The organism is Thermostichus sp. MS-CIW-38 (genome assembly GCF_054058415.1).
In genome coordinates this window covers 13,904-28,351 of sequence record NZ_JBSSAH010000026.1, presented here as the reverse complement: position 1 = coordinate 28,351, position 14,448 = coordinate 13,904, and the positions used below count along the sequence as shown (strand labels likewise).

The window sequence follows — 14,448 nt, the reverse complement described above, 5'->3', positions numbered from 1 at the left end:
GTGTCCTAGTTTGAATCAAAGTGACCATATAGGATAGGAGCAGCCTGGTCATGACGCACTCAACTATCCCGGGAACCTTGCCAAGACAAATCTTTTGATGGATGCCGTAGAAGCCTGCTTCAGCACGGCTCAGATGCTTTCGGTGCCGTCCCCAAACTGCCTAGCGCTGCGGTTGGCTGAGCGAAGGTCTCAGGCCGGGATCCCAAGGGACAGTTCCTTTGGCGAACGCTCCGTGTAGTAGCAATGGAACAGGCTGAGGTCACCAGCAGCCTGGGGGCTGTGCTAAGATCAGAGACCGTGACAGGTGTTGTTTCAGGAGTTATCCAGGCATGTCTGCAGCAATAGATATCGCTGATGCCACCTTTGAGGCAGAGGTGCTGCGCAGCGATATTCCAGTTCTGGTTGATTTTTGGGCACCTTGGTGTGGCCCCTGTCGGATGGTGGCTCCTGTGGTTCAGGAGATAGCTGAGCAGTATGTTGGCAAAGTTAAGGTTGTAAAAATCAACACCGACGAGAACCCTCAAACTGCCAGCCAGTACGGTATTCGCAGCATTCCCACCCTGATGTTGTTCAAGGGCGGCCAGAAAGTGGATGTGGTGGTCGGCGCCGTACCCAAGGCAACTCTAACCACGATTTTGGAAAAGCACTTCGACACACCTGCCGAAGCCTGAGGGCTATGCCTTGGGTGTTTCAGAATGTAACTTTTGGGTTCTGGATTAGAACCCGGCTGCCATTTTGTGCCGAGAACTGATTAAAGTAATTCCAGAGAACTTTAGGATCCCAGCTTGACCGATTCTGTTTCTTCCCTTCTGCGAGAGGTTTTTTCCAACGCTGAGACCCGCCTAAAGCAGTTGGAGCATCACCCCAACCGGACGGCCTGGCTGCGTATTTTGCAGTCGCTGCAGCGCATGGGATCCCTGGAGCTGAGCCGTTTAGATGCCAAGATCTTGGCGGCTACTCTTGAGGATCTGGAGCAGGGGTTTGCCGCCTTCCAAAACTATGCCCACCAACGCAAGATCACCGTTTTCGGGTCGGCACGACTGGGGCCAGAAAGTCCCGAATATCGCCAGGCCCAGTTGTTCGCCTACTGCATCAGTCAACGGGGATTCATGGTGATGACGGGGGGCGGCGGCGGCATTATGGAAGCCGGCAACCGAGGGGCAGGGCTGGAAAACTCTTTTGGGCTCAATATCCAGCTTCCCTTTGAGCAAATGGCCAATCCCGTTATTGCTGCCAGCGATCGGGTCATCAACTTCAAGTATTTCTTTTCGCGCAAGCTCTTTTTTGTTAAAGAAACCGACGCGCTGGTGCTTTTTCCCGGCGGTTTCGGCACTCAGGATGAAGCCTTTGAATGCCTAACCCTGATGCAAACCGGCAAAACCAAGCTCATGCCCTTGGTGCTGGTGGACAGAACAGGTGGCTGCTACTGGAAAGAATGGGACGAATACGTGCGGGAGCACCTGCTTGGTCGCGGCTTGATCAGCCCAGAAGATCTCTTCCTCTACACCCTAACCGACGACGTGGAAGATGCCTGTCAGCAGATTGTCGATTTTTATCGCGTCTTTCACAGCAATCGCTACGTGCGAGAGCTCCTGGTTTTGCGCTTGAACACCAAACTTTCACCGGAAGCCCTAGAGATTTTAAACGAAGAGTTTGCCGACATTCTCGATTCGGGCCGGATCGAGCAAACTGGGGCTTTGCCGGAGGAAGCCGAGGAAGATATTGCCCATCTGCCACGGCTGGTGATGCACTTCAACCAGCGCAACTTCGGACGGCTGTGGCAAATGGTGCGCCGGATCAACAAGCTTCACCCGGAACAGCCGGATCCTCTGCAAATGCGCCCTGAACAAAAGTAGATGTATCAGCGCTCTCAGAACCATCCAAGAACCAGCAGCCAATTGTTTTGGTGGTGCTCCCAATGGGCCGGTTGTTTGTCAAAATCTGCGGCATCACCCGTCAGGATCAGGCGGAGGCCATCGCCGCGCTGGGGGTGAGTGCCCTTGGGTTCATCGCGGTGCCCAATACACCCCGCTATTTGCCCCTCTCGGAAATGGCTCGTTGGGTGGGATCCCTGCCCGACCACGTGGAAAAAGTAGGGGTCTTTCTGGATCAGGATCCCCGCGCCATCGCCGCCTGGGTGGAAACGGTGGGCCTCACGGCTGTCCAGTTGCATGGCCAAGAATCCCCGCAGGATTGTCAGCAATTGGGGAAATGGCTTCCCGGGATCCGCCGCATCAAAGCCCTGCGCATTCGCCAGCCGGCGGATCTGGAAGTAGCCCATCTCTACCGAGACTGTGTGGAGATGCTGCTTTTGGATGCTTATCACCCCCAACAGGCGGGTGGAACGGGGCGAACTCTGAATTGGTCAGAACTTGCCCACCGCTCCCTGCCCTTGCCTTGGCTACTGGCTGGTGGGCTGAACCCGGACAATGTTCTGCAGGCACTCAGCCACCTTCAGCCAAGCGGCATCGACCTCTCCAGTGGTGTGGAACGTCGGCCAGGCGATAAAGACATCGACAAAGTCCGGCACCTGCTGCAGCAGCTTGGCTCCCAAGGGTGGGAGATTGCTCCTACTCTGCCGCCGATAACGCCAAGCGCAACGGGATGATCATTTGGCTGGGTTCCTACTGCAGCGACTGAATATCCAACCCCGGCTCGAACATCAGCTCTTTCACTTCCCCAAATCGGCCCATCACTCCAAGCTCCCGGTCGTTAAAGGTCACCAACACACCGCCCGCATTGCCGGTACGCAACACGATTGACTGCTCCGCTTCCCAATTCAACTCGGCCCCTGGCTGTAAGGTGGCCTCAAAAACCGTTTGCCCATCGGCGATGACCCGCAACCAGGAAGGGCGCTCCACAACGCGAATATCCAGACGCACCGGCTTGCGCCCCGCCCCCCCTGAGTGAGCTTCCAAGACCTCGGGGAAGACGCCCTGAATGCGCGTCCATTGGTCGAGGGTGGGAAACAGTTGGCGGGCCGTGGGCTGAGCTGCCGACAGAGTGGGATCCGGGGAGTTGGCAGCAGGCGGTTGCTGGCCGGATCCCTCCCGACTGACCGTTGACAGGCTCACCAGCCAACGCCCAAAGGGATTGCCTGTGCCTTCCAAAAGAGCCGACAATCCCCCCACCGTCAGCACAATCAGCACCACATAAGCAGCCCAAAGGTGGAGAGGACGCAGGGCAAAGGTAGGTTGCTGGCCGACAACGGCAAGAGGAGCTGGCGCGTGGGGCGTTTTGGCCGATAAAAGCGGAGAAGCACGCCGGGAGAGGGTTTCGCCATCCAACCCCAAATAGTCGGCATAGCGCTTGAGAAACCCTTGCACATACACCGGCTCCGGTAACCGGCTCAAGTCAGCTTCCTCCAGCGCCTGCAGATATTGGCAGCGAATGAAGGTATCGTTAGCTACTTCTGTCAACGTCAGTCCCCGTGCCTCCCGTGTTTGCCGCAACAGGGATCCCAGGGCTTCTAAAGAGTGTGCTGGCTCTTGCATCATTTGGCCACCTGCGGAAGAAAGGAGGCTACTGTGAGAGTTTGCACTCAGTTAGAGGCTCTGACGAGCTAATCGCGTGAGCGGGCCGGAGGCCTTAGAGGGCGCTTCCCGTTCGCGTAAGCGGGACGGAGTCCTTGCGAGGATGAGCTGCTGTGCCCGGTGAGAGGGGCCAGCAAAGCTCGGAGCTCATGGGGATCCAACTGGCGGAACTGGCCTGCTTTCAGGTTGCCCAAGCCCAGTGGGCCAATGGCTTCCCGATGTAAGCTGAGCACCGGATGCCCAAGACGCTCCGCCACCCGCCGAATTTGCCGGTTGCGTCCCTCAAACAACACCACCCTCAGCCAGGAGCAATTGGGATGCTCCCTTTGCCGGAAATCCGGGGCAGGACAAAACTCCACCTCCGCCGGCAGAGTGGTGTACCCCTCTAAGTCTACTCCGTCTCGCCAATGTTGCAGAGTGGCCTGACTCGGATGCCCTTGTACCTGTACCCGGTAGGTTTTGGGCAGATGATAGCGCGGATGGGTCAGCTTCAAGGTCAAGTCGCCATCATTGGTGAGCAGCAAAGCGCCACTGCTGTCCGCATCCAGCCGGCCCACCGGGTAGAGGCGGGTTTGCCGTTTCCAAGATGGGGGGAGCAGATCCAGCACCGTCTTGCGTCCCCAAGGATCTGCACAGGTTGACAAAACCCCCACTGGCTTGTGCAGGAGCAAAACATAGCGCGCCGGATCCTTGGCCAAAGGGATCACTTGCCCATTCACCTCGATGCAATCCCGCTCTGGGTCGGCTTTGGAGCCCAGCTCAGTGACCACCTTCCCATTGACCCGAACGCGCCCGGCCAGGATCCAGGCTTCCACCTGGCGACGCGAGGCCAATCCCTGCTGAGCCAAGAGCTTCTGTAGCCGTTGGGGTTCTGCCATGGGGATTTGAGCAGCAAAAGCAGCAACCGAAGCTGGGGGTGCTAGGCGGCGGAGCCTGAGGCGTCTGGCCCGCTTGCGCGAACGGGGTTGGAGAGTCGGTCGGACAAATCAGCAGAATTGGAGGGCAACAGCAGCATCTCCGACTGAGACTCTGAGTTTCCTCCTAGAGAATAGCTGAGGCCACAGTCGAACTCTTCTGCCAGCCGACAGACTTCCTTGAGATCTCCCACCGACCAAATGCTCCAACTGCTGCGAATTTGGTTATCCACCCACACTTCCACGCGATTGCCTTCGATGTGCATGATGCGCTTGGGCTGGGCTTCTGAAGGGCAACCTGCAGGCTCGGCCAAGGCCTCCGGCCCGCTCACGCGAAGGGAAGATTTTTGCCTCAAGGCCCCCAGAGCCGCCATGAGCTGCGGCAGAGCCAGCAAAAGGTGCTGAGTGGCCTGTTGGGGTTGCCCTTTCAAGCAGGAAACCAAAGCTTCGGCAACACTCTGGTTTAGGGCCTGCAGAGCTTGGAGTGGAGTAGCACCCCCTAGAGAGGGATCCGGTTGCAGTGGGCTTTGAACATCCATGAAAAGGCAGAAAAGGCATGGACAGCAACCTTACAGCCCTTTCGCAGGTTGACCACAACAACGCCGCTGCCCTTTGGAGCAGAGCGCTCTGGTTTGCGCAAGTGTGCCGCAGACATGGAGTCCTGTACGGATAGACGATCGGGGGAAGGGCTGTATAGCTCCCTTAAGCCTAACAAATCCAAAAACTTCAGGGCCCGCTTACGCGACACGAACGGTAAAAAATCTTTCTTTCATGTTGTCCGCATTGCTGCAAAGCAAAGGCCTCTCTATCTGGTCTGCTTAGCCATCGGTGCAATTATTCACCGCCCGATGGGTTTTCTTCGCCCTCGGCGGTGTTCTCTAGCGGTTCCTCAACCCCAGGCTGGGCCTTGGCCTCAAAGGTCGGTCTCAGTTGGTTAAGCAGAGCCAAAACGCGGGATCCCCGCTCCAAAGAGCGATCCTGCAAAAACACCACCGTTGGCACCCGTCGCAGGCTGAGGCGCTGGCCGATTTCCCGCCGCACAAAGGGTGTGGCCGCTGCTAGCCCTTCCATAGCTCGGTGTTGAGCTGTCTCATCCCCATAAATGCTGACGAAGATGCGGGCGTTTTGCAGGTCATTGGAAACCTCGACATCCACAATGCTGACCATCCCTGCCCCAACCCGGTCATCTTTGATCTCCGAGAGCAGGATTTGGCTGACCTCTCGTTTGATCAGTTCTGCTACCCGTGCCACCCGTCGCGCTGTCGCCATTTTTGGATACCTAGGCTAACATCATCCGCAAGCCTGCTCTGGTCGGTGTGAAGCATAGCCCCCGCCAGCTTGGCCCCAAGAACAGTAGCCAATGCTACGAGCATCTCTTCCTTCCACCTTTATCCTGAGTCCATGTCCATCTTGCCTTGAGTATGAATACCTAAAGCCATCGATGGATGGATGGAGACGTGATGATCAAGACGCCAGAGGCGCTGCGGCGCTCCATTGAGCAGTTTATGCTGAATGTGACGGAGCCGCTTGACCCGTTGCTTTCCCTGAAGCTGACTCAGCTGGTGGTGATGTTGGGGGATACAGCTTACGCGATGGGATACAGCGATGGCCAGCAAAAGCCAGAGGAGCGCTGCCGCTATTGTCCCAGTCGGGTGTTCGACAGTCTAGAGCTTTGATAGGGTTCTTCAAGGTTCTTTAGAATGTAGCTTCTGGCCGCCCCGGCTCCCAGCCTTGGGGGGAGTGAGTTGAAAGGGACGGTGGCAACCGGCCAAGATGGGATCCCATTGCTTGGCAGCCTATGACTTCCCCCGTTTTGCTTTGGCATCGTCGCGATCTGCGGTTAGGGGACAACACAGCCCTGCATGAGGCAGCCCAGCGCAGCTCCCAGGTGGTGCCTGTCTTCATTTTCGACCCCCAGATCTTAGGGCGGTCGGACATGGCTCCGGCCAGGGTGGCCTTTTTGCTCCAGGCTTTGCAAGAGCTACAGGAGCGCTACGCCCAGATGGGGATCCCACTGATCTGGCGGCTGGGGGATCCCTCGGTGGAGTTGCGGTGCTTGGCCACAGACCTGGGAGCCAGGGCCGTGTTTTGGAATGCCGATGGGGAGCCGTTCGCCCTACAGCAAGAGAGTCGAGTGCAGGCCAGTTTGGCCGCAGCCGGGATCCAGTCCTTCTCCTACCAAGATGTGCTGCTGCACGGGCCGGGGGAAGTGTTGACCCAGGCGGGGGAGCCCTATTCGGTCTTCACTCCCTTCTGGCGCAGGTGGGCGAGCTTGCCCAAGCGGGATCCCTACCCAACCCCCGAGGGTCTGCAGCCGGTATCGGGACTAAAAGCGCAGCCTCTACCGACTTTGGCAGATTTGGGCTTTGTCTGCGACCAGCGGATCCCAGCAGCGGGGGAAGCAGCGGCTCAAGCCCTTTTGGAAGACTTTTGTCAGGGTTTGCGCATTTTGGACTACGAGCGAGCCCGCAACTTCCCGGCTGAGCCGGGCACTTCTCTACTGAGCCCCCACTTGTGCTGGGGAACGATCGGCATTCGCCAGGTGTGGCAAGCCACGCGGGAGGTGGAAGCCGAGGTGCGCAGCCAAGAGGCCGAAAGCAGCTTGCAAACTTGGCGGCAGGAGCTGTGCTGGCGAGAGTTTTACAAGCATGTCTTGGCCCACTGGCCCCACGTGGAAACCGGAGCCTATCGACGAGCCTTTGATGCACTGGAGTGGGACAATCGGCAGGACTGGTTTCAGGCTTGGTGTGCGGGGCAGACGGGATACCCCATTGTGGATGCGGCCATGCGCCAACTGAACGAAACCGGCTGGATGCACAACCGCTGCCGCATGATTGTAGCCAGCTTTTTAACCAAGGATCTGCTCATCGATTGGCGCTGGGGAGAACGCTACTTTATGCAAAAGCTAGTGGATGGGGATCTGGCGGCCAATAACGGCGGTTGGCAGTGGAGCGCCAGTGTGGGCACGGATCCCAAGCCCCTGCGCATCTTCAACCCGGCCACGCAAGCAGCCCGCTATGACCCGGAAGGAGAGTACATCCGCCGCTATCTGCCGGAGCTGGCACGGCTGGATACGCCGGCTCTGCTGTGGGTGGGAGATGACCCCAAGGGAGCCTGGGCTTTGCGGGAACGGCGAAGTTGTGGCTATCCGGATCCCATTGTGGATCACAAGGTGCAGCAGCAGGCGTTCAAACGGCGCTACCAGGCGGTGCAGCAGGCCTACTCTAGGTCTGTTCGAGACGGTCTCCCCCCTCCTTCCTAGTCCTCTGTGCCGCTGCCCCCTCTCTCGACGACGGCAGACAAAAGGCAAGACAGGTGCCATTTGAAATGACCACAAAGCAGGTCTGTGTAGTTGTAGTCAATTCAGTTGACAATGAGACGGTGTTAAAGGCAAGATGACGTGGGGGTAGACCTCAGGAGGAAGCTTCATGACCTATAGCTTAGACCTGAGAGAGAGAGTCGTAGGGTATGTCCAGGAAGGGGGCAGCCCCACTGCAGCTGCACAGATGTACAAAGTCAGTCGTGCAACGGTTTATCGCTGGCTGAACCGAGAAGACCTGAGGCCGACAAAAGTCAAGACTCGGAAGCGAAAGATAGACTTGGTCGCTCTGCAGCAAGACGTAGAACAGTACCCAGAAGCTCGACTGAAGGATAGAGCCCAGAGGTTTGGCGTCCATCCCAGCGCTATTTACTATGCTCTTAGGAAGATGAAAACAACGCGAAAAAAAAGAGTTAAGGCACCGAGAGCGGGATTGGCAAGAGAGAATCCAAGAGAGAATCAACGACTCTAGGGTCTTGAGGGAGTTGGTTCAGAAGTATGGAAGTGAGAGTTTAGCTTACAATGGGCTCTGCACCGCTGACGCGAATGATGAGAGAATGACGAGACAGGGTTTGGGGAGATACGCACCTGTTTTATGCTTGGCCAAAGAGAGGGGAGAAAGTTTATGGGAAGAGAGAGAGCTGAGTAGCCGGTAGGAGGAAGGAGAGAGGGGGTTTGATAGCCCCGACGCTTTTTCAAGTAGCTCGAATGCGGAAGAATTTGAGGGACACTAAATGCCGAGTTTGGAGAGGACATCTGTATTGACTCTAGGCAATGGGCCGATTCAAAGGCCTAGGGCCTGCTCGGCGAACGGAAGGGAAGGATAAAGGATTTGATGAAAGCGGCAGGGCAGGAGGTGGTTTTTTGCTGAGGCCCTCGCCAGACTTGAATGAGATTGAGGGTGACTTTAGTGCTCTCAAGAGGGCAAGGATGCATGCTGATAGAGGAACTTCTGTGGATGAAGTGATAAGGCCTGCGGTCCGCTGTTGCAGACGGAACTGTTGTACTGGCTAGCGTCTCATTGTTATTTGGATTGACTATGGCGGCTATTCCAGCAGCAGCGAGAGGAGGGCTAGGGATCTTCAGGGCAGTTGCAGCACCTGAACGGGCGAACCAGCAGGGATCTGGGTTGTCCCTACTGGCAGCACAGCCAAGGCATTACAGCCGGCCAGACTGATGAGATTGCCGGAATTGAGGTTGGCGGCGGGCTGAAATTGGATCCCTTCGGGCTTGACCTGCAGCCGTCCCCAGAGGTAGTGTTCCCGCTGACCGTCGGCATGCAGATCCACCGGGCTGAAGGCGGAGAGGATCTGCCAGTAGGGGGGCAGGGATCCGCCCATTTTTCGCAGGGCCGGGTGCAAAAAGCGCCAGAAGGTCACCAGGGCAGAGGCAGGGTTGCCCGGCAGGCCAAAGTAGAGCTTGGGGGGGCCGTGGGGATTGGGAAAACGAGCCACCGTCAGGGGTTTGCCCGGCTTGATGGCCACGCTGCGGATGAAAATCTCGCCTCCCAACTCCTCCAGCACCTTTTCCACCAGGTCAAAATCCCCCACCGATACCCCTCCGGAAGAGATCACCCCATCGGCGGAGGCCAGGGCCTGCTGGACGACCTGCCGCAACACCTGGAGCCGATCCGGCACGATGCCCAACTGGATCGGGATCCCACCCGCTGCCTTGACCAGAGCCGCCAGGCCGTACTGGTTGGAATCCACGACCTGCCCCGGCCCCGGCACCTGCTGGATGGGCACTAGCTCATCCCCTGTCGAGAACAGGGCTACCCGGGGCTGACGAAACACCGGCACCATCGCCTGTCGGATGGCGGCCAAAACGGCTAGCTCCGCTCCGCCCAAAGCCTGCCCTGCCGGCAGGAGGGGATCCCCCTGGCGGGCAAAGTCTCCCTGAGGCCGGACAAATTGGCCCCGCTGCGGACGCTGCAAGAGGCGAACGGTTCCTGGCGAAGGTTGCTGCGTGTCTTCCTGCATCACCACGGTGTCCGCACCGCTGGGCAAGAGGGAGCCGGTGTAGAGACGCACCGCTTGTCCAGGCTGGAGCTCTCGGGTGGGTGCCTTTCCGGCGGGGAGAGTCTCAATCACCTGCAGCTCACAAGGGATCCCCGCTTGCACATCTTCATGGCGCACGGCATAGCCATCCATACTGGAGGTGGGATGGGCCGGAAAATCCTGGGGGCTATACACAGTTTGGCTGAGAACGCGGCCTTGGGCGGATCCCAGCTCCACCCACTCTGGGCCCAGCGGCTGAACCGCCTGCAAAATCAGGGCTTCTGCTTCCGCCACCGGCAGCATCACGGCTTTTAAACCCCCTTCTCCAACACCTTTCTTCAGCATCCAGAAGTCGGTTCCGCCAAGGCCATTAAATTACAACTTAAACTGCGAACAGCAGCCATGAATTCCGACCTTGGCATGAGAGGTGTATGACCAGGATCCCACCAAGCTCCAGAGCTGGCAAGAAGTCGCAGCAAGTTGCCCATTGGGAGCTGCAGCTCTTTCGAATTCGGGATCCCGGTCTTGCTGGGGAGATGGGGATCCCGGCAGCGTTGCAGCCGGCCACAGGCTATCTGGCTGCCGCGGCTGCGGAAGCTGGATACTGGTCACGTAGCGGGCGTAGCCTTAGAACGACTGAGCGACCAGATAGCTCGAGCGCAGCAAGCGAGGTGTCCATGTTAAGTGCCGCCGTCATCCTCACGATCTTCCTTGGCTTCTGGGGAGTCGTGGTCAAGCGCAACCTCATTATGAAGATCCTGTCTATGGATGTCATGAGCACCGGGGTCATCGCCTTCTTCGTGATCTGGGCAGCCCGGAGCGGTGTGTTCACCCCCATCTACAAACCCTGGCGCGAGCTGGACTATGCCGACCCGGTGCCTCAGGGGATCATCCTCACGGCCATCGTCATTGGCCTATCGGTACAAGCCTTGATGTTGGTGGGGGTGATGAAGCTCTCCCGCAATCATCCCACCCTCGAAGTCGAGAGCATCGAACAGGCAGTCGCGTCAGGGGCGCAGAGCACTTCTACCGATGACTGAGCTGACGCTGGTATGGGTGGCGCTGCCCTTTCTGCTGGCCTTCACAACCTACTTGATGCCAGCCCTAACCCGTCCCAGCTTGGTGGGGATGGCCGCGCTGACGGTGGCCTATGCGGTGCAGCAGGGGGGCTTGCCCGGCACAACCGCTGCGCCCTTGGAGCTGCAGCTTTTGGATCACTTCGGGGTGACGCTGCGGATCGATGCCAATGGAGCAGCGATGCTCTTGGCCCACGGCCTGGTCACGCTAGGAGTGGCCCTGTATTTGGATAGACGCTTTGCGGGCAGCCGCTTTCTGGCCATGCAGTTGCTGATCGTCCACGGTAGCGCCAACGCCGTCATCATCAGTGCTGACCTGATCAGCGTCTACGTTTCCCTGGAGGTGCTCAGCATCGGCGTGTTTTTGCTGCTGACCTACGGGCGGCGGGCTGAGGGCCAACCCACAGTGGAAGAAAATGCTCCGCACCGCGATCGCCAGCTCTGGGTGGGGCTGCGCTACCTTTTCATGAGCAATGTGGCCATGCTCTTCTACCTGATGGGCGCAATCCTGGTCTATGTGCGCACGGGATCCCTGGCGATGAGCAGTTTGGCTATGGCCGACCCCACGGCCTTGGCGCTGATTGCTGTGGGTCTTTTGGCCAAGGGGGCGATCTTCGTTGCCGGCCTGTGGCTGCCTCTCACCTATGCTACCGCGGATCCCGTTATCGCGGCGGTGCTCAGCGGTTTTACGACCAAAGCAGGAGCCATGGCTTTGGTGCGCTGCAGCGAGGCTTCGCCGGTCTTGGCCCAGGGGTTGCCCTACTTGAGCGCTGGTTCAGCCGTTTTCGGGATCCTACTGGCCTTGATGGCGAGCACGCCCCAGCACCTTCTCGCCTGGAGCTCGGTATCGCAGATGGGATTTGTGATTGCTGCCCCTCAATGGGCAGGTTTGTACGGTCTTGCCCATGGGTTGGCAAAGCCCTTGCTGTTTGTTGGAACAAGCGTGACCCATCCCTGGCGTTGGCCGATGCTGCTCTTAGGGACGGCTTCCCTGGCAGGGGTACCCGGCAGTTTGGGGTATGCGGCCAAGGCCCTCAGCTTGTCTGCTCTGGATCCCTGGCACGAGTGGCTGCTGGTGGGGGTTACCGTCGGCACCACTTGTTTAGGCGTGCGAGTGCTGCGGGCACCTGTTTCTCCAATGAAGGGGGCAACCACCTCTGCAACTCCTTGGCAAGATAAAGTGGCACTGGTGCTTTGGGGTGGGGGCTTGCTCTGGGGCTGGCTACCGGCGGCCTATGGCGCTGACAATCTTCTCAAGGCGCTCCTCAGTTTGGGCGTTGGGATCCCCCTAGGCTGGTTTTGGGAGCGGATCCCTTTGAAGGGAGGGTCGGTGAACGAAGGGCTGGAAGCAGTGGTGGGCGGCTTGAGCATAGTGTTGGTGCTGGTTTGGGCTCTGTTAGCTGTGGGGAACTATGGGACGCTACCCTGAGTTGGGTCTATTGGAGATCGGCCTGCGCCTCTTGATTTGGTTTCTGCTGACGGGCAATCTGAGCTGGGACAATGTGGCCATCGGGGTGGCGGCAACGTTGCTGCTGCCGCGCCAGGCTTCCGCACCGGTGCAATGGCGGGATTGGGGGCGAGTGCTCCAGGAAATTCTTCTCGCCATCCCAAGAGCCTACTGGGAAGCCTTCGAGATGATCCTCAAGCCCCACACTGTTGAGGAAGTTGTATACAAACAAACCCTGCCCAACCGTTCAGCAGGGCTGGTGTTTCTGGATATTTTTTTAATTACCTTCACGCCCAAAACCATCGTGCTCAATTGCAATGCCCAAGGCACTTATGAAGTCCATGTGCTCAAGCCGCGGGAGGACGTGTGAACCTACTGCTGTTTCTCCTGACCCTAACGCTGTGCTTGCCCCTGTATGCCGCTTGGCTGAAGGAAGATATTTGGCAGACGATGCTCGCCTTTGCCAGCTTGGCCACAAAGACGGCCATCCTGATTTTGGTGGTGTCGGTGGTGCGGGATGATTGGATGATCGGGATTGTGGGGGTTTTGATTTTGTCGGTGGGCAATGCGGCCTTAATGCTCTTGGCTCATGTACTGAAACGGCTGGAAATGCTTTAGAAAGGCCCTGGGGGTAGGTATGGAAGTCTGGGTGGAAGGTCTGAGCTATCTGTTGTTTGGGATTGGTGTGCTGTTTTGGTTGTGGGGAACGGCGCCGCTCCTTGGGGATCGCTCGATTTTATTTAAGCTGCACGGCCTTTCGGTGTCGGACACCCTGGGCTCGATGAGCATCATGCTGGGGCTGCTGTTGCGGATCCCACGGGAATGGCCCCTGTTGGTGTTGGCACTGATCTCCCTGGCTATTTGGAATACCATTCTGGGCTATGTGCTGGCGTTTTGCTCGCAGCGCAAGTCCCTGTAGGAGACCAGGATGGAAGAGACCCTGTTGCTGGTGATGGCGTTGCTTCTGCCCCTGACGGCGAGCCTGGTGGTGACCCAGACCAATCCCTATCACGCCCTGGTGATGCGAGGGATCCTGGGGACGATTGCCGCCCTGATCTATGCGCTGTTTGGGGCGGCGGATGTGGCCCTGACCGAGGCACTGGTGGGCACCATGCTTTCTATTACCCTCTACGCCATTGCGGTGCGCTCTTCGCTGAGCATGCGCCTGGGCGTTCTCGAAGGCAGCCCTGTGCTGGAGGCCAGTACCTCAGCAGCACGGCAGTTGTTACAGCAGATGCGCCAAGGGCTACAGCGGTATCACATGCGCTTGGAGTTGGCCGCCTATGGGAGTTCGGAGGCGTTGGTGGCTGCTCTTCGCAGCCGAGAGGTACACACCATTGCCCTTGAGCCCGGTGGAGAAGCAGCAGAGTATCGCCTGGTTACACGCGTACCCCGCCTGCAGGCCATTTTGGCGCAGCAAGCTCTGGCCGCTGAGGTGATGGCGACATGAAGTGGGTGTACGGGATAGCGGTGCTGCTGGCAGCCCTACAGCTCATTGTGGGCGAGGCGGGATCCGTTTCCCCCAATCGCGCAGCGGGCGTAGCTTTAGTCGAGGCAGTGGAGATTCTGGCCAGCGAAAGCGGTGTGCCCAACACGGTGACGGGTCTCATTCTGCGCAACCGCCTCTACGATACGGTCTTTGAAGTGGTGGTGTTTTCTACGGCGATTTTGGGCGCCCAATACCTGCTGGCGGATGAGCAGCCGACGGCCAATGTAGCTCAATTTACCGATATTCCCTCGATTGTGTTGGCGCGAGTGGGGGCCACCATTTCGGCTTTGATTGCGGTGGAGCTGGCCATTCGAGGGCACCTGACGCCGGGCGGGGGCTTTGCTGCTGGGGTGGCAGGAGGGACAGCCATTGGCTTGGTGGCGATCACCGCCTCTTCCGCCTGGATGGAGGCCATCTACAAACGGTGGCGGGCTGCGATGTGGGAGAAGCTGTCGGTGGTGACGTTTATCGGGGTGGCTGTGATGGCTCTGGCCGGCTGGGAATTGCCCAGAGGGGAGTTGGGAGCTCTGTTTAGCGGCGGCTGGATCCCGATTCTCAATATTCTGGTGGCGATCAAAGTGGCGCTGGGATCCTGGGCGGCAGTTTTGATCTTTATTCGCTACCGCGGCTTGTTATGAGGGTCTAAATGGGTTAACAAAGGAGGGGCGCGGGG

At 58.4% G+C, this 14,448-nt stretch carries 17 protein-coding genes and 2 pseudogenes; 13 read left to right on the top strand and 6 right to left on the bottom strand.

Features of this window, described 5'->3' with window-relative positions; translation table 11 throughout:
- Nucleotides 1–329: 329 nt before the first annotated feature.
- The 3 genes from trxA (at nt 330) to ACVWXZ_RS09760 (ending at nt 2,608) form a co-directional block, all read left to right on the top strand.
- On the top strand, nt 330–671 hold the full coding sequence (gene trxA, locus ACVWXZ_RS09770) for a thioredoxin (protein WP_011431863.1): 342 nt from the start codon (nt 330–332) through the stop codon (nt 669–671).
- 114 nt (nt 672–785) lie between these two features.
- The gene (locus ACVWXZ_RS09765) at nt 786–1,856 is read left to right on the top strand and encodes an LOG family protein (RefSeq protein ID WP_457403856.1); all 1,071 of its coding nucleotides are present in this window, start codon (nt 786–788) and stop codon (nt 1,854–1,856) included.
- Nucleotides 1,857–1,918: 62 nt separating this feature from the next.
- Complete coding sequence (locus tag ACVWXZ_RS09760) at nt 1,919–2,608, top strand: phosphoribosylanthranilate isomerase (protein ID WP_457403855.1); 690 nt, start codon at nt 1,919–1,921, stop codon at nt 2,606–2,608.
- A gap of 16 nt (nt 2,609–2,624) precedes the next feature.
- On the opposite strand, the gene ACVWXZ_RS09755 is transcribed toward ACVWXZ_RS09760, so the two are convergent.
- The 5 genes and pseudogenes from ACVWXZ_RS09755 to rbfA form a co-directional block, all read right to left on the bottom strand.
- On the bottom strand, nt 2,625–3,287 hold the full coding sequence (locus ACVWXZ_RS09755; protein WP_457403879.1) for a DUF4115 domain-containing protein: 663 nt from the start codon (nt 3,285–3,287) through the stop codon (nt 2,625–2,627).
- Nucleotides 3,285–3,494: pseudogene (locus ACVWXZ_RS09750) on the bottom strand (helix-turn-helix domain-containing protein); the annotation flags it as partial. The gene ACVWXZ_RS09755 and the pseudogene ACVWXZ_RS09750, both read right to left, overlap by 3 nt.
- Nucleotides 3,495–3,562: 68 nt before the next feature.
- Entirely contained in the window at nt 3,563–4,411 is an 849-nt protein-coding gene (locus tag ACVWXZ_RS09745) for a pseudouridine synthase (RefSeq protein ID WP_457482458.1), read from the bottom strand.
- 41 nt (nt 4,412–4,452) lie between these two features.
- Entirely contained in the window at nt 4,453–4,986 is a 534-nt protein-coding gene (locus ACVWXZ_RS09740; RefSeq protein WP_457482457.1) for a hypothetical protein, read from the bottom strand.
- Between the two features lie 295 nt (nt 4,987–5,281).
- Entirely contained in the window at nt 5,282–5,716 is a 435-nt protein-coding gene (gene rbfA / locus ACVWXZ_RS09735) for a 30S ribosome-binding factor RbfA (protein ID WP_457388081.1), read from the bottom strand.
- A gap of 191 nt (nt 5,717–5,907) precedes the next feature.
- On the opposite strand from rbfA, the gene ACVWXZ_RS09730 reads away from it, so the two are divergent.
- The 3 genes and pseudogenes from ACVWXZ_RS09730 to ACVWXZ_RS09720 all read left to right on the top strand — a co-directional run bounded on the left by ACVWXZ_RS09730 (nt 5,908) and on the right by ACVWXZ_RS09720 (nt 8,780).
- On the top strand, nt 5,908–6,123 hold the full coding sequence (locus ACVWXZ_RS09730) for a hypothetical protein (RefSeq protein WP_238376842.1): 216 nt from the start codon (nt 5,908–5,910) through the stop codon (nt 6,121–6,123).
- 122 nt (nt 6,124–6,245) lie between these two features.
- Complete coding sequence (locus ACVWXZ_RS09725; RefSeq protein WP_457482456.1) at nt 6,246–7,709, top strand: cryptochrome/photolyase family protein; 1,464 nt, start codon at nt 6,246–6,248, stop codon at nt 7,707–7,709.
- 166 nt (nt 7,710–7,875) lie between these two features.
- Nucleotides 7,876–8,780 (top strand): annotated as a pseudogene (locus ACVWXZ_RS09720) (IS630 transposase-related protein).
- 68 nt (nt 8,781–8,848) lie between these two features.
- On the opposite strand, the gene ACVWXZ_RS09715 reads toward ACVWXZ_RS09720, so the two are convergent.
- A complete protein-coding gene (locus ACVWXZ_RS09715) occupies nt 8,849–10,108 on the bottom strand; it encodes a molybdopterin molybdotransferase MoeA (protein ID WP_457404124.1) in 1,260 nt (419 codons plus the stop codon).
- Between the two features lie 332 nt (nt 10,109–10,440).
- Between ACVWXZ_RS09715 and ACVWXZ_RS09710 the strand changes: the two genes are divergently transcribed.
- The 7 genes from ACVWXZ_RS09710 to ACVWXZ_RS09680 are packed head-to-tail and all read left to right on the top strand — an operon-like array spanning nt 10,441 to nt 14,413.
- On the top strand, nt 10,441–10,803 hold the full coding sequence (locus ACVWXZ_RS09710) for a cation:proton antiporter subunit C (RefSeq protein WP_414357739.1): 363 nt from the start codon (nt 10,441–10,443) through the stop codon (nt 10,801–10,803).
- Nucleotides 10,796–12,268: a cation:proton antiporter gene (locus ACVWXZ_RS09705; protein ID WP_457482455.1), complete on the top strand. Its 1,473-nt coding sequence runs from the start codon at nt 10,796–10,798 to the stop codon at nt 12,266–12,268. Before ACVWXZ_RS09710 ends, ACVWXZ_RS09705 begins: the two co-directional genes overlap by 8 nt.
- Nucleotides 12,252–12,656 (top strand): Na+/H+ antiporter subunit E, encoded by a 405-nt coding sequence (locus tag ACVWXZ_RS09700; protein WP_041436089.1) that lies wholly within the window; start codon nt 12,252–12,254, stop codon nt 12,654–12,656. The genes ACVWXZ_RS09705 and ACVWXZ_RS09700 overlap by 17 nt, the downstream gene beginning before the upstream one ends.
- Nucleotides 12,653–12,904: a hypothetical protein gene (locus ACVWXZ_RS09695; protein ID WP_011431878.1), complete on the top strand. Its 252-nt coding sequence runs from the start codon at nt 12,653–12,655 to the stop codon at nt 12,902–12,904. The genes ACVWXZ_RS09700 and ACVWXZ_RS09695 overlap by 4 nt, the downstream gene beginning before the upstream one ends.
- A gap of 19 nt (nt 12,905–12,923) precedes the next feature.
- Entirely contained in the window at nt 12,924–13,205 is a 282-nt protein-coding gene (locus ACVWXZ_RS09690; protein WP_011431879.1) for a monovalent cation/H(+) antiporter subunit G, read from the top strand.
- 9 nt (nt 13,206–13,214) lie between these two features.
- Nucleotides 13,215–13,736, top strand: coding sequence for a DUF4040 domain-containing protein (locus ACVWXZ_RS09685; RefSeq protein ID WP_414357736.1), 522 nt, complete (start codon nt 13,215–13,217; stop codon nt 13,734–13,736).
- Nucleotides 13,733–14,413 carry a Na(+)/H(+) antiporter subunit B gene (locus ACVWXZ_RS09680; RefSeq protein ID WP_457404128.1) on the top strand — a complete coding sequence of 227 codons (681 nt, stop codon included), beginning with the start codon at nt 13,733–13,735 and terminating at the stop codon, nt 14,411–14,413. The genes ACVWXZ_RS09685 and ACVWXZ_RS09680 overlap by 4 nt, the downstream gene beginning before the upstream one ends.
- Nucleotides 14,414–14,448: the final 35 nt, after the last annotated feature.

What these genes read in the sequence shown, in the direction of transcription:
- trxA (WP_011431863.1), top strand. Translation starts at nt 330, where the DNA reads ATGTCTGCAGCAATAGATATCGCTGATGCCACCTTTGAGGCAGAGGTG.
- ACVWXZ_RS09760 (WP_457403855.1), top strand. Translation starts at nt 1,919, where the DNA reads ATGGGCCGGTTGTTTGTCAAAATCTGCGGCATCACCCGTCAGGATCAG.
- ACVWXZ_RS09745 (WP_457482458.1), bottom strand. Translation starts at nt 4,411, where the DNA reads ATGGCAGAACCCCAACGGCTACAGAAGCTCTTGGCTCAGCAGGGATTG.
- ACVWXZ_RS09740 (WP_457482457.1), bottom strand. Translation starts at nt 4,986, where the DNA reads ATGGATGTTCAAAGCCCACTGCAACCGGATCCCTCTCTAGGGGGTGCT.
- rbfA (WP_457388081.1), bottom strand. Translation starts at nt 5,716, where the DNA reads ATGGCGACAGCGCGACGGGTGGCACGGGTAGCAGAACTGATCAAACGA.
- ACVWXZ_RS09730 (WP_238376842.1), top strand. Translation starts at nt 5,908, where the DNA reads ATGATCAAGACGCCAGAGGCGCTGCGGCGCTCCATTGAGCAGTTTATG.
- ACVWXZ_RS09725 (WP_457482456.1), top strand. Translation starts at nt 6,246, where the DNA reads ATGACTTCCCCCGTTTTGCTTTGGCATCGTCGCGATCTGCGGTTAGGG.
- ACVWXZ_RS09715 (WP_457404124.1), bottom strand. Translation starts at nt 10,108, where the DNA reads ATGCTGAAGAAAGGTGTTGGAGAAGGGGGTTTAAAAGCCGTGATGCTG.
- ACVWXZ_RS09710 (WP_414357739.1), top strand. Translation starts at nt 10,441, where the DNA reads ATGTTAAGTGCCGCCGTCATCCTCACGATCTTCCTTGGCTTCTGGGGA.
- ACVWXZ_RS09705 (WP_457482455.1), top strand. Translation starts at nt 10,796, where the DNA reads ATGACTGAGCTGACGCTGGTATGGGTGGCGCTGCCCTTTCTGCTGGCC.
- ACVWXZ_RS09700 (WP_041436089.1), top strand. Translation starts at nt 12,252, where the DNA reads ATGGGACGCTACCCTGAGTTGGGTCTATTGGAGATCGGCCTGCGCCTC.
- ACVWXZ_RS09690 (WP_011431879.1), top strand. Translation starts at nt 12,924, where the DNA reads ATGGAAGTCTGGGTGGAAGGTCTGAGCTATCTGTTGTTTGGGATTGGT.
- ACVWXZ_RS09685 (WP_414357736.1), top strand. Translation starts at nt 13,215, where the DNA reads ATGGAAGAGACCCTGTTGCTGGTGATGGCGTTGCTTCTGCCCCTGACG.
- ACVWXZ_RS09680 (WP_457404128.1), top strand. Translation starts at nt 13,733, where the DNA reads ATGAAGTGGGTGTACGGGATAGCGGTGCTGCTGGCAGCCCTACAGCTC.